We start from the raw sequence: 16,918 nt of genomic DNA on the forward strand, positions 1-16,918 counted from the left end.
CTCAGCCGAAAAAATAAAGCCACGCCGCGCCTCCCGCCTTGCCCAGCCCCAGAAGGACAGCGGCGACGATGGCCAGCGCGATGATGCCGGACACAAGACCGGCCAGAACGAAAACGCCGTCACGCTCAATCAACCCAAGCGCGATCAGGGCGATGGCGAAGGCGGGCGGCTGGTTGCCGAACACGATGGGCAGCGCCAGCACGGTGGCCAACAGCATGATAGCCAGCCCAAGACCGCGTTCGGCCCGCGCCCCGACCAGGACGGGCAGGCGGGGCTGCAAATGGCGCTCCACCCGTTCCGCCCAAGGCTGCGCACGCCGCATCACGGCCAGAAAGGCGTCGCGGTCCAGCGTGACCGCCGTCACCCGACGCGGCAGCCACAAGCCGGAACGGCCAAAGGCCATCTGCGCGCCGATCAGAACCATCGGCACGCCGGTCGCCGTGGACAGGCCGGGAACCGGCAGAATGTTGGGAATCGACAGGATCAGCAGCAGCGCGCCAAAAGCGCGGTCGCCCAACGCCGCCAGCACGTCGCCCAGCGCGATGCGGGGGCGATGATCCATTCTGAGGAAATCATTGAGCAGATCGGAAGCGCGCGCGCGCCCGGACGGAACGCCCGGACGGCCTTGGTCAGACGACCCGGAAGGTCGATCTTTGCTCACGGCAGTCCCCGGCTCCTGAAGCGACGAAGACCGAGTGGCGGATGTTGCGGACCCATGGACCTTTTGCAGCGCAGCGGCGATGACGCCCTTTCTACAGGATACGGCGCCCAAGCGCCAGCACGGGTTGAAGCCGAGGCCTTGGTTGTCCGGCTTAGGTTTGCGCCCGCTGCTGAAGAGCGAAACCCAGCCGTTTCATCAGATCTGTTTTGGACACCGGCTTCACCAGATAACCGGAAATGCCATAGGCGATGGCCCGCTTGACCATGTCGGCCTCGCGATGGCCGGTCAGCACGATCACCGGCAATTCCGCCAGCGGGTTTCCCGTCGCGGTGCGCAAAGCGTGCAGCAAATCCAATCCACCCATGCGCGGCATTTCCAGGTCGCAGATGGCGATGTCCACATCATGGCCGTTCTTGCGCAGAACGTCCAAGGCCTGCACGCCGTCGGACGCCTCGAACACCAGTCGGACCCGGATGTCGTGCAGCAACCGCGAAATCAGCTTGCGCGTGAAGTCATCGTCTTCAATCAACAGGACGCCCAAATCGTGAATCGTCCGAATGCGACGGGCTCCGTTTCCTGCCTCCAGACCCATCCCACGTCCCCCATTGCCCGACATTTTATACGGCGCTGAAATAATTTTCAGAATGTCAGTTTCAACGTCGCAATATTGACTCTTCGTTAACAAAACACCCTTCGCCGCGCAATGTCCCGTTCTTTTCCCATCGCAGCCCTGGAACGATTGGCTGTGGCGGCGATGGAAAAGACCGACAAGACGCCGTATCCTGCGATTCATCCGCTTCTTTGGGACGTTCACGCGCCGTGTCCACATTTCCCACCCTGCCGACGATTGAGGATGGCGCGCCACTGCCGCCCACCGACATGCTCGTCGCCGTGGTCGAGGCGACGGGGGCCGGGATCCTGATCGCCGACCCCACCCTTCCCGACACGCCATTGGTCTATTGCAACCGCGCCTTTTTGGACATGACCGGTTATGAGGCCAAAGAGATTGTCGGGCGCAATTTCCAGTTTCTGCAAGGCCCCGACGCCGACCCGGCGACCGTCGCGGAAATCCGCGCGGCCCTGGCCGAAGCCCGCCCGACCTCGGTCGAAATCCTCAATCACCGCAAAGACGGCGAGCCCTTCTGGAACGCGCTGTCGCTGCGGCCGATCTTTGGGCCGGATGGCCACGCGCGCTGGTTCGCCGGATCCTGCACCGACGTCACCCGCAGCCACCATTCGGAGCAGGAGCTGCGGGCCGCCCAAAACCAATTGACCAAACTGGCCGCCGAAACCTTCGCGCTGGCCGAAGATCTGGACCGCGCGCGGGAAGAGGCGGACGAGGCCCGCATCGCCGCCGAAAACGCCAGCCGCGCCAAGTCCCGCTTTCTGGCGATGATGAGCCATGAGCTGCGCACCCCGATGACCGCCGTCATCGGCATGGGCGATCTGTTGATGGGCACCCCGCTCAGCGACCAACAAAAGACCTTCGTCAAAACCCTGCGCTCATCCGCCGAAACCCTGTTGAGCATTCTGAACGACGTTCTCGATTTCTCGAAGATCGAGGCGGGCCAACTGGCGCTGGAAGAGATCGACTTTTCGCTGCACAGATTGATCGACGACGTTGTTCAGCTTTTCCTGGTGCGCGCCGCCGCCAAGGGGTTGAGCCTGTCAGCCTCCATCGCCGAGGACACGCCACGCCATGTGCGCGGCGACCCGACGCGGCTGCGGCAGGTTCTTTTCAATCTGGTCTCGAACGCCATCAAATTCACCGAGCGCGGCGGCGTCGAGATCTCCGTCTGGTCGCCCGACGCGCCGACCTCCGATCCGAATGGCGACGGCGACGCGTCGTCAATCACCCTGCGGTTCGAGGTGGACGACACCGGAATCGGCATGACGCAGGAACAACAAGGCCGCCTGTTCGGCGCCTTCGTCCAGGCTGACGCGTCCACCAGCCGCAAATACGGCGGAACCGGCCTGGGCCTTGCCATTTGCAAAAGGCTGGTCGAGGCGATGGGCGGCGACATCGCCGTTTCAAGCAGGCCCGGACAGGGCGCGACCTTCCGTTTTTCCGTCAAGACGCGCGCGTCCGAAGCCGCGCCGTCGCCTGAACTGCGCGCCCGCGCGACCCTGGCGGTCACGCAATCCGCCAACAGTTCGACGCCGTCCTTGCGCCTGCTGTTGGCCGAAGACAACGACGTCAACCGCATGCTCATCACCGCCATGCTGACGCGGCTGGGCCATCGGATTGACGCGGTGGTCAACGGGCAGGCGGCGGTGGACGCGTTGCAGGCGTCCGATTATGACCTGTTGTTGCTGGACATGGAAATGCCGGTGATGGACGGGCGCGCCACCGCAAGGGCGATCCGCCGCATGGATTCCCCGATCTCCCGCATACCCATCGTCGGCATTTCCGCCGACGCCCTGCCCGAACACCGCGACGGCCACATGACCGCCGGTCTCGACGCTTATCTGACCAAACCGATTGATTGGGATCATCTGAACGCGGTCATCCTTGACCTTGCCGCCCGCCCGGACGACGGGCGCGCCGTTCCTGTTCCCAGCCGCCCGCCTCCGGAGAGCCAAGCCTTCGCCCGGCTGCCTTTGGTGGATCGAGTCAAACAAGCCGAATTGCGGCTGGCGCTGGGCAGCCAAAGCCTGGACGGCATGTTGCACCTGCTGCCGGAAACCGCGCTGCGCGAAGTGTCGGCCATCCAAACCGCGTTGCAAGACAACCACCCACGCGAGTTGAAGCAGGCGGCCCACACGCTGGCCGGGCTGGCGGCCAATTTCGGCACGCCGCGCGTCGCCGCCATCGCCAAGCTTATCAACGATCAACATATGGACACCGAACGGGTTGCGGCTCTGCTGCCCTTGCTGGACGCCGCCGTCGCCGCAACCAACCGCCACCTCCAGGAACCCGACGCGCATTCCGGCGCCGACTGACCAAAGATCGTCCTATTCCCCCTGCTGCATGAGGATCGCGTCGGACGCCCGCCCGCGATAATGGATGTTGCCCTCGGCGTCCAGAAACGCCCAATCCCCGGTCAGGTAATAGCGCCGCCCATGGCGGAAACGCCGGTCGGTGCGCTCTGGATCGTTGGCGTAGGATTCAAACCAGAAGAGCGGTGATTTTTCGACGTCGATGGCGATTTCCCCCGCCCCGCCGACCGGCGCCTCGCGCCCATCGGGGTCCAGCACGACGACGCGAAAGCCCGGCATCGGTCGCCCCAGCGAGCCGGCGCCCGGCTGGCTCGTCGCGTCGGGATCGTAACGGTTGACGATGAAGATGCCGGTTTCGCGCTGGCCATACTGGTCGAGCAGCGGCACGCGCACCGTCCGGTTGGCCCAGGCGATCAGATCGGGCGGCAGCGGTTCGCCCACCACCGACAGGATGCGCAGGGCGAATTGGTGGTTGCCGCCGGGATCGGCGCCGTGCCACGCCCGAATCTGCGACGGCGCGGCGGTCAGGTTGGTGACGCCGAATTTGGTCAGCATGCGATAGCCCTGCCGCACGTCGTACGGACCGTCGCAGAAGATCGTCGTCCGCCCCAGCAGCAGCGGCCCGACCAGCCCGTAATAGGCGCCATAGGCCCAGCCGGGATCGGCCATGTTCCAATAGATGTCGTCGTCGCGCAGATCCAGGCCGATGCGCATGTATTGCTCGATCCCCGACAGCGCCTTGACCGGCAGGGACACGCCCAGCGGCGTCGGTTCGGATTCCGAGGTGTAGATCAACGCCAGCGCGTCGCTTTCCCGATAGCGGGCGACGTCGGCCAAGGGCGCCGCCTCGTGCAGGGCCGACCAGAACAGGGTGGTGTCGGGGCCGATGGCCTCGTCCCCCTCCACCATCACCACCGGGCGGGCGTTGTCGCGCGGCAGCTTGCGGCGCAGAAAACCGTTGGTGACGATGGCCCGCGCCTCGCTTTCCGCCAGACGATAGGCGACCGCCGACGCCGTGTAAGTGGCGAACAGCGGCATGTAGACGCCGCCCAGACGCCAGATCGCCAGCGCCGCGATCAACAGTTCCGGCCCCTTGGGCAGCAACACCGCCACCCGGTCGCCCTTCGCCACGCCAAGCCCGGCGAGCACGGTGGCGAAACGCGCCGAATCGCTGGCCAAGCGGGCGAAGCTGAGTTCGGTCGTCTGCCCGGCCACGCTTTCGTGCAGCAGCGCCGCCCGCGCGCCGTCGGCAGTGTGGACGTGGCGGTCGCACAGCAACGTCGCCAGCGGAATCGAATCGCCCCGGTATTCGGGCCGTAGAAAGGCCGACGGGCGCACGCCGACATCCAAAGGGGCGGCTTCCGACAGGACGGCTTCGGGCGGGGCGGGCGGGCGGTGGCGGGCGGCGGCCAACTGGCCCAGCGCGTCGAGGTCGGGACCGAGGTGATAGCGGCGGCTTCGGCTGTCCTGCTCGATCAACCCCTCGCGGCTCAACGCCATCAGCAGGCGGTGCGCGGTGGCCTTGGACAGCCCGACGTCGGTCATCAGATCGGCCAGCCGCGCGCCGTCCGCGCCCGAGGTCGCCACAGCGCGCAGCAGGGCGATGGCGCGTTCGAGGCTTTGCGTGCCTCCGGACAGAGTCGGAGGGGGGAGTTCGGTCTTGGTCGTCATAATGGTCCATATTATGGACTATGTGACCTCCTGTCGCGCCTAAAAAACGCAAGAAGGCGGAATGTCAGTGTTGATAACAGACGCGAACCTCCTGTACAGTGTCTGTGTTGCCGCAAATGAGGTCCACAATATGGACCAACCGGCCAGCAAGAGCCGACGCACCATCGAAAAGCCGAACCAACAGCAACGGAGGAGGAAATGTCCGGCGCGCCCGTCGCATCGCACCGTGGCCATGCCCAGTCGGCCCCCGCCCAAAGGTCTGAGTCCTCCCAGGCGGAGACCATCTTTGAGGCGCGCGGCGTCAATCTGCGCTTTGGCGGCGTGCAGGCACTGACCGACGTCAGCTTCGGCATCCGCAAGGGTGAATTGTTTTCCATCATCGGCCCGAACGGCGCCGGCAAGACCTCCATGGTCAATTGCATTTCGGGCCGTTACAAGCCGACCGACGGCAAGGTTTTCTTCAAGGGCCGCGACGTGACGGCGATGACGCCCAATCACCGCGCCTCGCTCGGCATTGGCCGGACCTTTCAAAATCTGGCGCTGTTCGGGCATATGACCGTGCTCGACAACATCATGGTCGGTCGCCACCATCTGCTCAAAAACAACTTCCTCACCGGCTCGCTCTATTGGCTGACCGGCGCGCGCAAGGAAGAGCTGGAGCACCGCCGCGAGGTCGAGGAAATCATTGATTTCCTGGAAATCCAGCATGTGCGCAAGGCCACCGCCGGAACCCTGTCCTACGGCCTGCGCAAGCGGGTCGAACTGGCCCGCGCCATCGCGCTGAAACCCGACCTGATCCTTCTGGACGAGCCGATGGCCGGCATGAATCTGGAAGAGAAGGAGGACATGGCCCGCTACATCGTCGATCTGAACGAAGAGTTCGGCATGACGGTGGTGATGATCGAACACGACATGGGCGTCGTGATGGACATCTCGCACCGGGTCATGGTGCTGGAATTCGGCAAGAAGATCGCCGAGGGCATGCCCGAAGAGGTTCTGGCCAACCCCCGCGTCCGCCGCGCCTATCTGGGCGAGGACGACGAGGATGGCGAGGCCCCCAACGCCCACACCGCCCAGCAGAAGGAGGTCGCGTGATGGCCGGGCACACATCCGCCGTCGGCTCCAGCATGAACCTGCCCGATCTGCGCGTGCACGACACGCTGGTCAAGCTGGTGGCCCTGCACGCCCGCGAGCATGGCGACGACATCGCCATGCGCGAAAAGGATTTCGGGATCTGGCGCACCTTCACCTGGGAACAGGTGAACGCCCGCGTCCGCGCCTTCGCCCTGGGCATGACCAAGCTTGGCGTGGTTCCGGGCGAGGTCGTGGCCCTGCTGGGCGACAACCGCCCGGATTGGCTGATGGGCGAGGTCGCCACCCACGCCCTGCGCGGCATGAGCCTGGGCATCTACCGCGACGCGCTGGACGAGGAAATCGCCTACCTCATCACCTACGCCGACGTGAAGGTGGTGATCGCCGAGGACGAGGAGCAGGTCGACAAGCTGCTGACTCTGGCCGACCGCCTGCCGACCTTGCAGCACATCATCTATTCCGACCCGCGCGGCATGCGCAAATACACCGACCCGCGCCTGCTGCCCGCCGCCGAGTTGGTGGCGATGGGCGAGGAGCTGCACCGCCAGCAGCCCGCGCTGTACGACGCGATGGTCGCGGCGACGAAGGGCGACGACGTCGCCATCCTCTGCACCACGTCGGGCACCACGTCGAACCCGAAGATGGCGATGTTGCAGGCGGGCAGCCTGATCCGCCACGTCGCCAGCTATCTGTCGGTCGATCCCAAGGGGCCGGAAGACGAATACGTCTCGGTCCTGCCGATGTCCTGGATCATGGAGCAGGTCTACGCCGTCGGCATGGGAATCGTGTCGCGGATGCGCGTGAACTTCGTCGAGGAAGCCGAGACGATGATGCACGACTTCCGCGAAATCGGGCCGAGCTTCGTGCTGTTCGCCCCGCGCCTGTGGGAGGCCATCGCCGCCGACGTCCGCGCCCGCATGATGGACAGCTCCCCCTTCAAGCAGAAGATGTTCGAGCTGGGCATGAAGCTGGGGCTGGAGGCGCTGGCGCAGGGCAAGCGGTCCGCCGTGGCCGACTGGATCCTGTTCCGCGCCCTGCGCGACCGGCTGGGCTTCACCAATCTGAAATCGGCGGCCACCGGCGGCGCCGCGCTGGGGCCGGACACCTTCAAATTCTTCCAGGCGTTGGGCGTGCCGCTGCGCCAGATCTACGGCCAGACCGAAACGATGGGGGCCTACACCGTCCATCGCGGCGACGACGTGGATTTCGACACCGTCGGACTGCCGTTCGACGACGGCATCCAGGTCAAGGTGATCGACCCCGACCACAACGGCGTCGGCGAGATCGTCACCACCCACCCGAACATGTTCGCCGGTTACTACCGCAACGAAAAAGCCACGATGGGCGACGTGCGGGACGGCTGGATGCACACGGGCGACGCCGGATTCTTCGACAAGAAGGGCCATCTGGTCATCATCGACCGCATCAAGGACATCGCCACCACGGCGCATGGCGACCGTTTCAGCCCGCAATACATCGAGAACAAGCTGAAATTCAGCCCCTACGTCGCCGAAGCGGTGATTTTGGGCGACAAGCGCGATTATTTGTCGGCGATGATCTGCATTCGGCTGTCGATCCTGTCGAAATGGGCGGAAAAGAACCGGATCGCCTTCACCACCTACGCCGATCTGTCCTCGCGCCCCGAAGTCTACGAGCTGTTGCGCACCGAGGTGGAGCGGGTCAACCAAACCCTGCCCGAAGCCCAGCGCATCGCCAAATTCCTGCTGCTGTACAAGGAACTGGACGCCGACGACGGCGAGCTGACCCGCACCCGCAAGGTGCGCCGCAGCGTCATCGCCGAGAAATACGGCACGATCATCGAATCGATCTACACCGGCCAGCCGAAAATCGACGTCGACACGATGATTTCCTTCCAGGACGGCACCAAACAACGCATCCGCACCACCTTGACCGTCATCGACCTCGCGCCCGTCGCGGTGAAGAAACCGCAGCCGGTCGCGGCGTGAGGAGCGCTGTGATGCAATGGCTGAAAGCCCCTCTCCCCCCCGGGGAGAGGATGGGTGAGGGGGTTCCGCCTGCCGGACGCTCCTCGCGACGCATCCCCCTCACCCTAACCCTCTCCCCGGGGGGGAGAGGGGACAACCTGAGCAAACTCGGCGAGGCCACGCCATGACCCTTCTTTTCCAACTACTCGTCAACGGCCTGATCGTCGGCGCGCTGTACGGCGTGGTCGCCATGTCGTTCGTGCTGATCTACAAGGCCAGCCGCATCGTCAATTTCGCCCAGGGCGAATTTCTGCTGATCGGGGCCTGGACCTGCTGGTGGCTGCTGACCTCCTGGCAGTTGCCCTTCTGGATCGGCTTTCCGATCACGCTGGTCTTCATGCTGATTTTCGGCGTCGTGCTTCAGGTCGTCGTGCTGCGCCCGATGATCGGCGAGCCGATCATCTCCGTCATCATGGTGACGATCGGCCTGTCCATCGTCTTCCAGGCGGCGATGAAATGGATGTTCGGCGTCTTCGCCAAGCCCTTCCCGCAAATCTTCGCCAGCCCGACGCTCGACGTCTTCGGTTTGCAGGTGCAGACGGTCTACGTCGTCTCGCTGGGCATCTCGATCCTCATCATGGCGGGCTTCGGCTGGTTCTTCAAATACTCGCGCCTGGGTCTGGCGATGCGGGCGACCGCGTTCGACCAGCAGGTGGCCCAATCGCTCGGCATTTCGGTGCGCCAGATGTTCGCGATGAGCTGGGCGATCTCCGCCATGGTGTCGGCGGTGGCGGGCGTGACGGTCGGCGTGGTCAACGGCGTGTCGTCGGCGCTGTCCTTCTTCGGCATCAAGGTGTTTCCGGCGGTCATTCTGGGCGGGCTGGACAGCGTCATCGGCGCGGTCATCGGCGGCCTGATCGTCGGGGTGCTGGAAAATGTGGCGCATTACCTGGACAGCCAATGGCTGAACTGGGGGAACATGTACGAGATCGCCCCCTTCTACGTCCTGATCGCCATCCTGATGGTGAAGCCGTACGGCCTGTTCGGCACCAAAGACATCGAGCGCGTGTGAGGCCCAAATGGCGAACGTCAGCATCATTCCCAGTGGTGATTTCAAGACGTCCTACGGGACCGACACCACGATTTTCCCAACCGTCACCAGCCGCAACGTCGCGATCCTCGGCGTGGTTCTTCTGCTGGCCTGCCCGGCCTTCATGGACCGCTATTGGCTGAGCCTGCTGATCCAGATCGGCTATCTTGGCATCGCCGCGCTTGGCCTGAACATCCTGGTCGGCTTCACCGGGCAAATCTCCATCGGCCACTCCGCCTTCTTCGGCTTCGGCGCCTTCGCCTCGGCCTGGCTGAACAACCGCTGGGGCGTTCCGGTCTTCCTCGCCATGCCGCTGGCGGGCGTGCTGACCACCGGCGTCGGCCTGATCTTCGGCATGCCCGCCGCGCGGTTGAAGGGGCTGTATCTGGCCATCGCCACGTTGGCGGCCCAATACATCCTGCAAGATTTCTTCGCCCGCGCCGACTGGTTCACCGGCGGCACCAACGGCACCATCGCCGAGCCGCTGACCCTCTTCGGCTTCGCCTTCGACAGCGACGAACGTTACTTCTACGTCGTCCTGGTCGCCATGGTGGTGATGTACATTCTCGGCACCAACCTGATGCGAACCCGCGACGGGCGCGCCCTGGTGGCGGTGCGCGATCATTATCTCTCCGCCGAGATCATGGGCATCAACCTGACCAAATACCGGACGATGTCGTTTGGCATCTCCGCCTTCTACGCCGGGATCGGCGGCGCGCTTTACGCCCACTATCTGCAATTCGTGTCGGTCGAAGGCTTCACCATCGTCTTTTCGATCCAGTTTCTCGGCATGATTATCATCGGCGGGCTGGGGTCGATCATGGGATCGCTGATGGGCACCGCCTTCATGGTCCTGTTGCCCGAACTGATGCAGGCGGCGAGCAAGCTGGTCAGCGGCACCGCCATCGACGCCGCGCTGAACCTGAAGGACAACATCGCCTTCCTGCGCGAAATGTCGGTCGGCGTCGTCATCATTCTGTTCCTGGTGTTCGAGCCGGACGGGCTGGCCCACCGTTGGAAGCAAATCAAGGCCTACTGGAAGCTCTACCCCTTCTCGCACTGATCGGTTCCGATCCAGCGCTTGCAACGAACAAAATCACCTAGGGAGTAACGCAAGATGAGCATCAAGACCGCGCTGTTCGCCTCCGCCGCCGTGCTGCTGGCGACCACCGTCACGGCCAGCGCCGACATTCCGGTCGGCCATCTCGCCGACCAGTCCGGCGGCACGTCCGACGTGGGCGTTCCCTACGCGCAAGGCGTGTCCGACGCGCTGGCCTACATCAACAGCAAGGGCGGCGTGAACGGCGTCAAGCTGGCCGTGGATTCGGTCGATTACGGCTATCAGGCCCCGCGCGCCATCAGCCAGTACAAGAAATGGTCGTCGGGCAGCGACAAGATCGCCGCGCTCCAGGGCTGGGGCACGGCCGACACCGAGGCGCTCACCGCCTTCGTCGGCAAGGATGAGATCCCGGCCTATTCCGGCTCCTACTCCGGCCATCTGACCGACCCGACCGGCAAGGGCACGCACGGCTCGAAGCCCGCCCCCTACAATTTCTTCTACGGCCCGTCCTACTCCGACAGCCTGCGCGGCATGCTGACCTGGGCGGCGGAGGATTGGAAGAAGAAGGGCGGCGCGGGCAAGCCGAAATACGTCCATATGGGGGCCAACCACCCCTACCCGAACGCGCCAAAGGAAGCGGGCGAGCAGCTCGCCAAGGAGCTTGGCTTTGACGTGCTTCCGGCGGTCCAGTTCGCGCTGACGCCGGGCGATTACACCGCCCAGTGCCTGACGCTGAAGGAGTCGGGCGTCAACTACGCCTATCTCGGCAACACCGCCGGGTCGAACATTTCGGTGCTGAAGGCCTGCCAGACGGTCGGCGCCAAGGTTCAGTTCATGGGCAACGTCTGGGGCATGGACGAAAACGCCGCCAAGGCCGCCGGCGCCGCCGCCGACGGCGTGGTGTTCCCGCTGCGCACCGCCGTGACCTGGGCGGGCGACGCGCCGGGCATGGCGATGATGAAGGAGATCTCCAAGATCTCCGACGCCGCCGGGACCGCCTACCGCCCGGTGCATTACATGGCGGGCGTCTGCACCGCCTTTTACATGAAGGAAGCGATGGATTGGGCCGCCAAGAACGGCGGCGTCACCGGCCCGAACATCCGCAAGGCGATGTACCAGAAGAAGGATTGGGTTCCCGCCGGGCTTGAGGGCGTTTGCATCCCCTCGACCTGGACGGACACCGATCATCGCGGCATGACGGCGGTCAACATCTACCGCGCCTCGGTCGCGGCGGACACCGGGGCCAGCGTCGCCGATCTGGTGAAGTCCGGCGCGATCAAGCTGGAGAAGATCTCCACCGTGGACGTGCCGCGCAAGCCGGAATGGCTCGGCTGGTAAGCTCCGCGATCATTATCCCCCGCCCGTCCGCAATGGCGGGCGGGGGCGTTTCCCGCCTTTAAGACCGTCAGGTGCCGCATGCTGAACACCGCCATGGCCGCTCCCGTCACGCCGCCCGTCACGGTCGCCAAAAAGCTGATGCTGTCCGTCAACAACATCGAAGTCGTCTACAACGACGTCATCCTCGTCCTGCGCGGGCTGAGCCTTGAGGTGCCGGAGGGGGAAATCGTCGCCCTGCTGGGCGCCAACGGCGCCGGGAAATCGACGACGCTGAAGGCGATTTCCGGCCTGCTGAAGACGGAAGACGGCGAGGTCACGCGCGGCGACATCACCTTCGCCGGGGAACGCATCAACGGCATCGACCCGGACAAGATCGTCCGCAAGGGCATCTTCCAGGTGATGGAGGGGCGCCGCATCATCTCCGACATGACCTGTCAGGAAAATCTGCGCCTGGGCGCCTTCACCCGCCGCGACAACGGCGTGAAGGACGATCTGGACATGGTTTACCAGTATTTCCCCCGCCTGAAGGAGCGCACCGGCCTTGCCGGTTATCTGTCGGGCGGCGAGCAGCAGATGCTGGCGATTGGCCGCGCCATGATGGCCCGGCCCAAGCTGATTTTGATGGACGAGCCGAGCATGGGCCTGTCGCCGCTGATGGTGAAGGAGGTGTTCAGCATCATCCAACAGATCAACAAGGATCTGGGCGTCACCATCCTGCTGGTGGAGCAGAACGCCCGCATGGCGCTGCAAGCGGCGACGCGCGGCTACATCATGGAAAACGGCAAGGTGGTGCTGGACGGCACCGCCGACGAGTTGCGCAACAACGAGGACGTGAAGGAATTCTACCTCGGCGGCGGCAACGAAGAGCGCAAGAGCTTCAAGAACCTGAAGAGCTTCAAACGGCGCAAGCGCTGGATTTGAACGGGACGGGGGCGTTCTTGCGCCTGCCCCCTCCCTAACCCTCCCCCGCTGACGCGGGAGAGGGAATCGACGCCGCATTCTTCTGACACGACTCCGATCCCCCTCTCCCGCCATTCGGCGGGGGAGGGCCGGGGAGGGGGCAACGCGGGCGACCCCTGAACGGACGAACGACCATGACCGATTTCTACGACGACCTCGAAACACGTTCCTCCGACCAGCGCGAGGCCGCGCTGTTCGCGGCCCTGCCCGCCCATCTCGCCCACGCCAAGGCCGCCGCGCCGCACTTCACCCGGATTCTGGCCGAGGTCGATCCCGCCGCGATCCGCGACCGCGCCGCGCTGGCGGCCCTGCCGGTCACGCGCAAAGCGGACCTGATCGCCCTGCAACAGGCGGCCCCGCCGTTTGGCGGTCTGGCGGCGGTGGAGATTGGCCGTCTGGCCCGCGTCTTCGCTTCCCCCGGCCCGATCCACGACCCGGAACCCCATGGCAAGGATCCCTGGCGCAGCGCGCGGGCGCTGTTCGCCTCGGGCTTTCGGGCGGGCGATCTGGCGCACAATTGCTTCGCCTATCACCTGACCCCCGCCGGGTCGATGTTCGAGACGGGCGCCCACGCCATCGGCTGCGCCGTCATCCCGGCGGGCACCGGCAACACCGAAACGCAAGCCCAGGTGATCGCCCATCTCAAGCCCAGGGGCTACATCGGCACGCCGGATTTTCTGAAGATCATTCTGGAGAAGGCCGACGCGCTGGGGCTGGACGGCTCCTCGATCCGCATCGGCAACGTGTCGGGCGGCCCCTACCTGCCCGACGCGCGGGCCTTTTACGAAGCGCGCGGGGTGGACGTGTATCAGAGCTACGGCACCGCCGATCTCGGCATCGTCGCCTATGAGACCCCGGCGCGCGCCGGTCTGGTGGTGGATGAGGGGGCGATCATCGAAATCGTCCGACCCGGCACCGGCGACCCGGTTCCCGAGGGCGAGGTCGGCGAGGTCGTCGTCACCATCTTCAACCCGGCCTACCCGCTGATCCGCTTCGCCACCGGCGACCTGTCGGCGGTTCTGCCCGGAACCAGCCCCTGCGGGCGCACCAACATGCGGCTGAAGGGCTGGATGGGCCGCGCCGACCAGACCACCAAGGTGAAGGGCATGTTCGTCCACCCGTCCCAGATCGCCGACGTGCTGCGCCGCCACCCGCAGGTGGGCAAGGCGCGGCTGGTCGTCGGGCGGCAGGACGCCAGCGACACCATGACCCTGCGTTGCGAAGCGGCGGAGTCTGGCGAGGCGCTGGCCGCCGCGATCCGCGACAGCCTGACCGCCATCACCAAACTGAAGGGCGTGGTCGAGTTCGTCGCCCCCGGCGGGCTGCCAAACGACGGCAAGGTGATCGACGACGCGCGGGGGTGAGGGGCGGCTCCGTCTTGCCCCTCCCCAACCCTCCCCCGCTCACGCGGGAGAGGGGGTCTTGAGGACCAGCGGCGGCAGTTCCCTCTCCCGCTGAACAGCGGGGGAGAGTTAGGGAGGGGGCCATCCGCGACAACTCCCCCACACACGACCAGCAGATTTGCGGCGGCTGCAACCCGTCGCCTCTTGCCACACGCATCGCCATACGGTAACGTATGGTCAACAAACGGATGATTGTTGAGGGGAGCGATACGCCCATGCTGTCCAACCAGTACCCCAGCCTGAATTTCGACCTTGGCGAAACCGCCGACATGCTGCGTGAATCGGTTCGGAACTTCGCCGCCGCCGAAATCGCCCCGCTGGCCGCCGAGATCGACCGCTCCAACGAATTCCCCAACCATCTGTGGCGCAAGATGGGCGACCTCGGCATCCTCGGCGTGACCGTGGACGAGGAGTATGGCGGCGCCGCCATGGGCTATCTGGAGCATGTCGTCGCGATGGAGGAGGTCTCCCGCGCGTCGGCGTCGGTCGGCCTCAGCTACGGCGCGCACTCCAACCTCTGCGTCAACCAGATCCGCAAGAACGGCACGGAGGAGCAGAAGCGCCGCTATCTGCCCAAGCTGATTTCCGGCGAACACATCGGCGCGCTGGCGATGTCGGAACCGAACGCCGGGTCGGACGTGGTGTCGATGAAGCTGCGCGCCGACAAAAAGGGCGACCGCTACGTCCTGAACGGCACGAAAATGTGGATCACCAACGGTCCCGACGCCGACACGCTGGTGATTTACGCCAAGACCGACGTCGCCGCCGGGTCGCGCGGCATCACCGCCTTCCTGGTGGAAAAGACCTTCAAGGGCTTTTCGGTGGCGCAGAAGCTCGACAAGCTGGGCATGCGCGGCTCCAACACCGGCGAGCTGGTGTTCGAGGATTGCGAAGTGCCGGAGGAGAACGTCCTGGGCGGCGTCGGGCGCGGCGTGAACGTGCTGATGTCGGGCCTGGATTACGAACGCGCCGTGCTGTCGGGCGGGCCGCTGGGCATTATGCAGGCCTGCATGGACATCGTGATTCCGTACCTGCACGACCGCAAGCAGTTCGGCCAGGCCATCGGCGAATTCCAGTTGATGCAGGGCAAGCTGGCCGACATGTACACGATCATGAACGCCGCCAAATCCTACGTCTACACCGTGGCCAAGGCCTGCGACCGGGGCGAGACCACCCGCAAGGACGCCGCCGCCGCCATCCTCTATTCGGCGGAAAAGGCCACCTGGATGGCGCTGGAAGCGATCCAGACGCTGGGCGGCAACGGCTACATCAACGAATACCCGACGGGCCGCCTGCTGCGCGACGCCAAGCTCTATGAAATCGGCGCGGGCACCAGCGAAATCCGCCGTATGCTGATCGGGCGCGAGCTGTTCAAGGAAACCGCGTAAGCGCGTTCAACCACGAAGCCAAAGCGAAGCATCGAGGGAAGAGGGACACCAGGATGACCACCGACAGCATCGTCATCGCCGCCGCCGCCCGCACGCCGATGGGCGGGTTCCAGGGTGATTTGCAGGGGCTGACCGGCCCGCAATTGGGCGCCGCCGCCATCAAGGCGGCGCTGGAACGCTCCGGCCTGCCTCCTGAGGCGGTGGACGAGGTGTTCATGGGCTGCGTGCTGTCGGCGGGCGTCGGCCAGGCCCCGGCGCGTCAGGCGGCGCTGGGGGCCGGTTTGCCCAAGGCGGCGGGCTGCACCACCATTTCCAAGGTCTGCGGGTCGGGCATGCGGGCGGTGATGTTCGCCCACGACGTCATCAAAGCCGGGTCGGCCAAGGTGGTGGTGGCGGGCGGCATGGAAAGCATGTCGAACGCGCCCTATCTGCTGGACCGGGCGCGCGGCGGCTACCGCATGGGCCACGGCAAGGTGCTGGACCACATGTTCTTCGACGGTCTGGAGGACGCCTATGACAAGGGCCGTCTGATGGGAACCTTCGCTGAGGAATGCGCGGGCAGCTACAATTTCACCCGCGAGGCGCAGGACGCCTTCGCGATTGAAAGCCTGAACCGCGCCCGCAAGGCGGTGGAGGGCGGTTTCTTCGCCGGTGAAATCACCCCGGTGACGGTCAAGGGCCGCAAGGGCGACACCCTTATCAGCCAGGACGAGCAGCCGCTGAAGGCCGACCCGGCCAAGATTCCGACGCTGAAGCCCGCCTTCGCCAAGGACGGCACGGTGACGGCGGCGAACTCCTCGTCCATCTCCGACGGCGGGGCCGCGCTGATCGTCACCACCCGCCGCGAGGCCGACGCGCGCGGCCTGCGGGTGCTGGCCGAAATCAAGGGCCACGCCAACCACGCCCAGGCCCCGGCCCTGTTCACCACCGCCCCGGTCGGCGCGATGAAGACGCTGTTCGACAAGGTCGGCTGGTCCGCCGGGTCGGTCGATCTGTTCGAGATCAACGAGGCGTTCGCCGTCGTCACCATGGCGGCGATGCGCGATCTGGATCTGCCGCACGACAAGGTCAACGTCCATGGCGGCGCCTGCGCGCTGGGCCACCCCATCGGCGCGTCGGGCGCCCGCATCATCGTGACGCTGCTGGCGGCGCTGGAGCGGTACGACCTCAAGCGCGGCGTGGCCAGCTTGTGCATCGGCGGCGGCGAAGCCACCGCGATCGCCGTCGAACGGGTTTGAAATCTCGCCCTCTCCCTTTGGGAGAGGGAAGGGACCCGTGCGCAGCATGGGAAGGGTGAGGGGTTCGGCGGAATCCGGTTTCAGGATTCTTGACGGCCCCCTCACCCTCCCCGCGTCGCGGGTCCCCTCCC

13 protein-coding genes are annotated in these 16,918 nt (G+C 65.4%); 10 read left to right on the plus strand and 3 right to left on the minus strand.

From position 1 onward, the window contains the following. Nucleotide 1: 1 nt before the first annotated feature. Nucleotides 2-661, minus strand: a complete 660-nt coding sequence (locus ACODS4_RS23010) for an exopolysaccharide biosynthesis protein (RefSeq protein ID WP_488867955.1) — start codon at nucleotides 659-661, stop codon at nucleotides 2-4. A gap of 151 nt (nucleotides 662-812) precedes the next feature. Beyond that, entirely contained in the window at nucleotides 813-1,190 is a 378-nt protein-coding gene (locus tag ACODS4_RS23015; RefSeq protein WP_488867957.1) for a response regulator, read from the minus strand. Between the two features lie 290 nt (nucleotides 1,191-1,480). On the opposite strand from ACODS4_RS23015, the gene ACODS4_RS23020 reads away from it, so the two are divergent. After that, nucleotides 1,481-3,604: an ATP-binding protein gene (locus ACODS4_RS23020; RefSeq protein WP_488867959.1), complete on the plus strand. Its 2,124-nt coding sequence runs from the start codon at nucleotides 1,481-1,483 to the stop codon at nucleotides 3,602-3,604. Nucleotides 3,605-3,616: 12 nt separating this feature from the next. On the opposite strand, the gene ACODS4_RS23025 is transcribed toward ACODS4_RS23020, so the two are convergent. Then, nucleotides 3,617-5,272, minus strand: coding sequence for an AMP-binding protein (locus ACODS4_RS23025; RefSeq protein ID WP_488867961.1), 1,656 nt, complete (start codon nucleotides 5,270-5,272; stop codon nucleotides 3,617-3,619). Between the two features lie 198 nt (nucleotides 5,273-5,470). Here ACODS4_RS23025 and ACODS4_RS23030 point away from each other — a divergent pair, with 198 nt between their 5' ends. From ACODS4_RS23030 to ACODS4_RS23070, 9 genes are all read left to right on the plus strand, one after another. Next, nucleotides 5,471-6,367, plus strand: a complete 897-nt coding sequence (locus tag ACODS4_RS23030; RefSeq protein WP_488867963.1) for an ABC transporter ATP-binding protein — start codon at nucleotides 5,471-5,473, stop codon at nucleotides 6,365-6,367. Beyond that, a complete protein-coding gene (locus ACODS4_RS23035; RefSeq protein WP_488867965.1) occupies nucleotides 6,367-8,331 on the plus strand; it encodes a long-chain fatty acid--CoA ligase in 1,965 nt (654 codons plus the stop codon). The genes ACODS4_RS23030 and ACODS4_RS23035 overlap by 1 nt, the downstream gene beginning before the upstream one ends. A 163-nt stretch (nucleotides 8,332-8,494) precedes the next feature. Then, nucleotides 8,495-9,382: a branched-chain amino acid ABC transporter permease gene (locus tag ACODS4_RS23040; protein ID WP_298375997.1), complete on the plus strand. Its 888-nt coding sequence runs from the start codon at nucleotides 8,495-8,497 to the stop codon at nucleotides 9,380-9,382. A 7-nt stretch (nucleotides 9,383-9,389) separates the two neighbouring features. After that, complete coding sequence (locus tag ACODS4_RS23045) at nucleotides 9,390-10,463, plus strand: branched-chain amino acid ABC transporter permease (RefSeq protein WP_488867967.1); 1,074 nt, start codon at nucleotides 9,390-9,392, stop codon at nucleotides 10,461-10,463. A 54-nt stretch (nucleotides 10,464-10,517) separates the two neighbouring features. After that, on the plus strand, nucleotides 10,518-11,798 hold the full coding sequence (locus tag ACODS4_RS23050; protein WP_488867969.1) for an ABC transporter substrate-binding protein: 1,281 nt from the start codon (nucleotides 10,518-10,520) through the stop codon (nucleotides 11,796-11,798). A gap of 78 nt (nucleotides 11,799-11,876) precedes the next feature. Continuing rightward, complete coding sequence (locus tag ACODS4_RS23055) at nucleotides 11,877-12,719, plus strand: ABC transporter ATP-binding protein (protein WP_488867971.1); 843 nt, start codon at nucleotides 11,877-11,879, stop codon at nucleotides 12,717-12,719. A gap of 173 nt (nucleotides 12,720-12,892) precedes the next feature. Then, a complete protein-coding gene (locus ACODS4_RS23060) occupies nucleotides 12,893-14,122 on the plus strand; it encodes a phenylacetate--CoA ligase family protein (RefSeq protein ID WP_488867973.1) in 1,230 nt (409 codons plus the stop codon). Between the two features lie 254 nt (nucleotides 14,123-14,376). Further along, nucleotides 14,377-15,549 carry an isovaleryl-CoA dehydrogenase gene (locus tag ACODS4_RS23065; RefSeq protein ID WP_488867975.1) on the plus strand — a complete coding sequence of 391 codons (1,173 nt, stop codon included), beginning with the start codon at nucleotides 14,377-14,379 and terminating at the stop codon, nucleotides 15,547-15,549. A 53-nt stretch (nucleotides 15,550-15,602) separates the two neighbouring features. Continuing rightward, nucleotides 15,603-16,787 carry an acetyl-CoA C-acyltransferase gene (locus ACODS4_RS23070; RefSeq protein ID WP_488867977.1) on the plus strand — a complete coding sequence of 395 codons (1,185 nt, stop codon included), beginning with the start codon at nucleotides 15,603-15,605 and terminating at the stop codon, nucleotides 16,785-16,787. Nucleotides 16,788-16,918 lie beyond the last annotated feature (131 nt).

The organism is Azospirillum sp. FG154 (assembly GCF_057809575.1).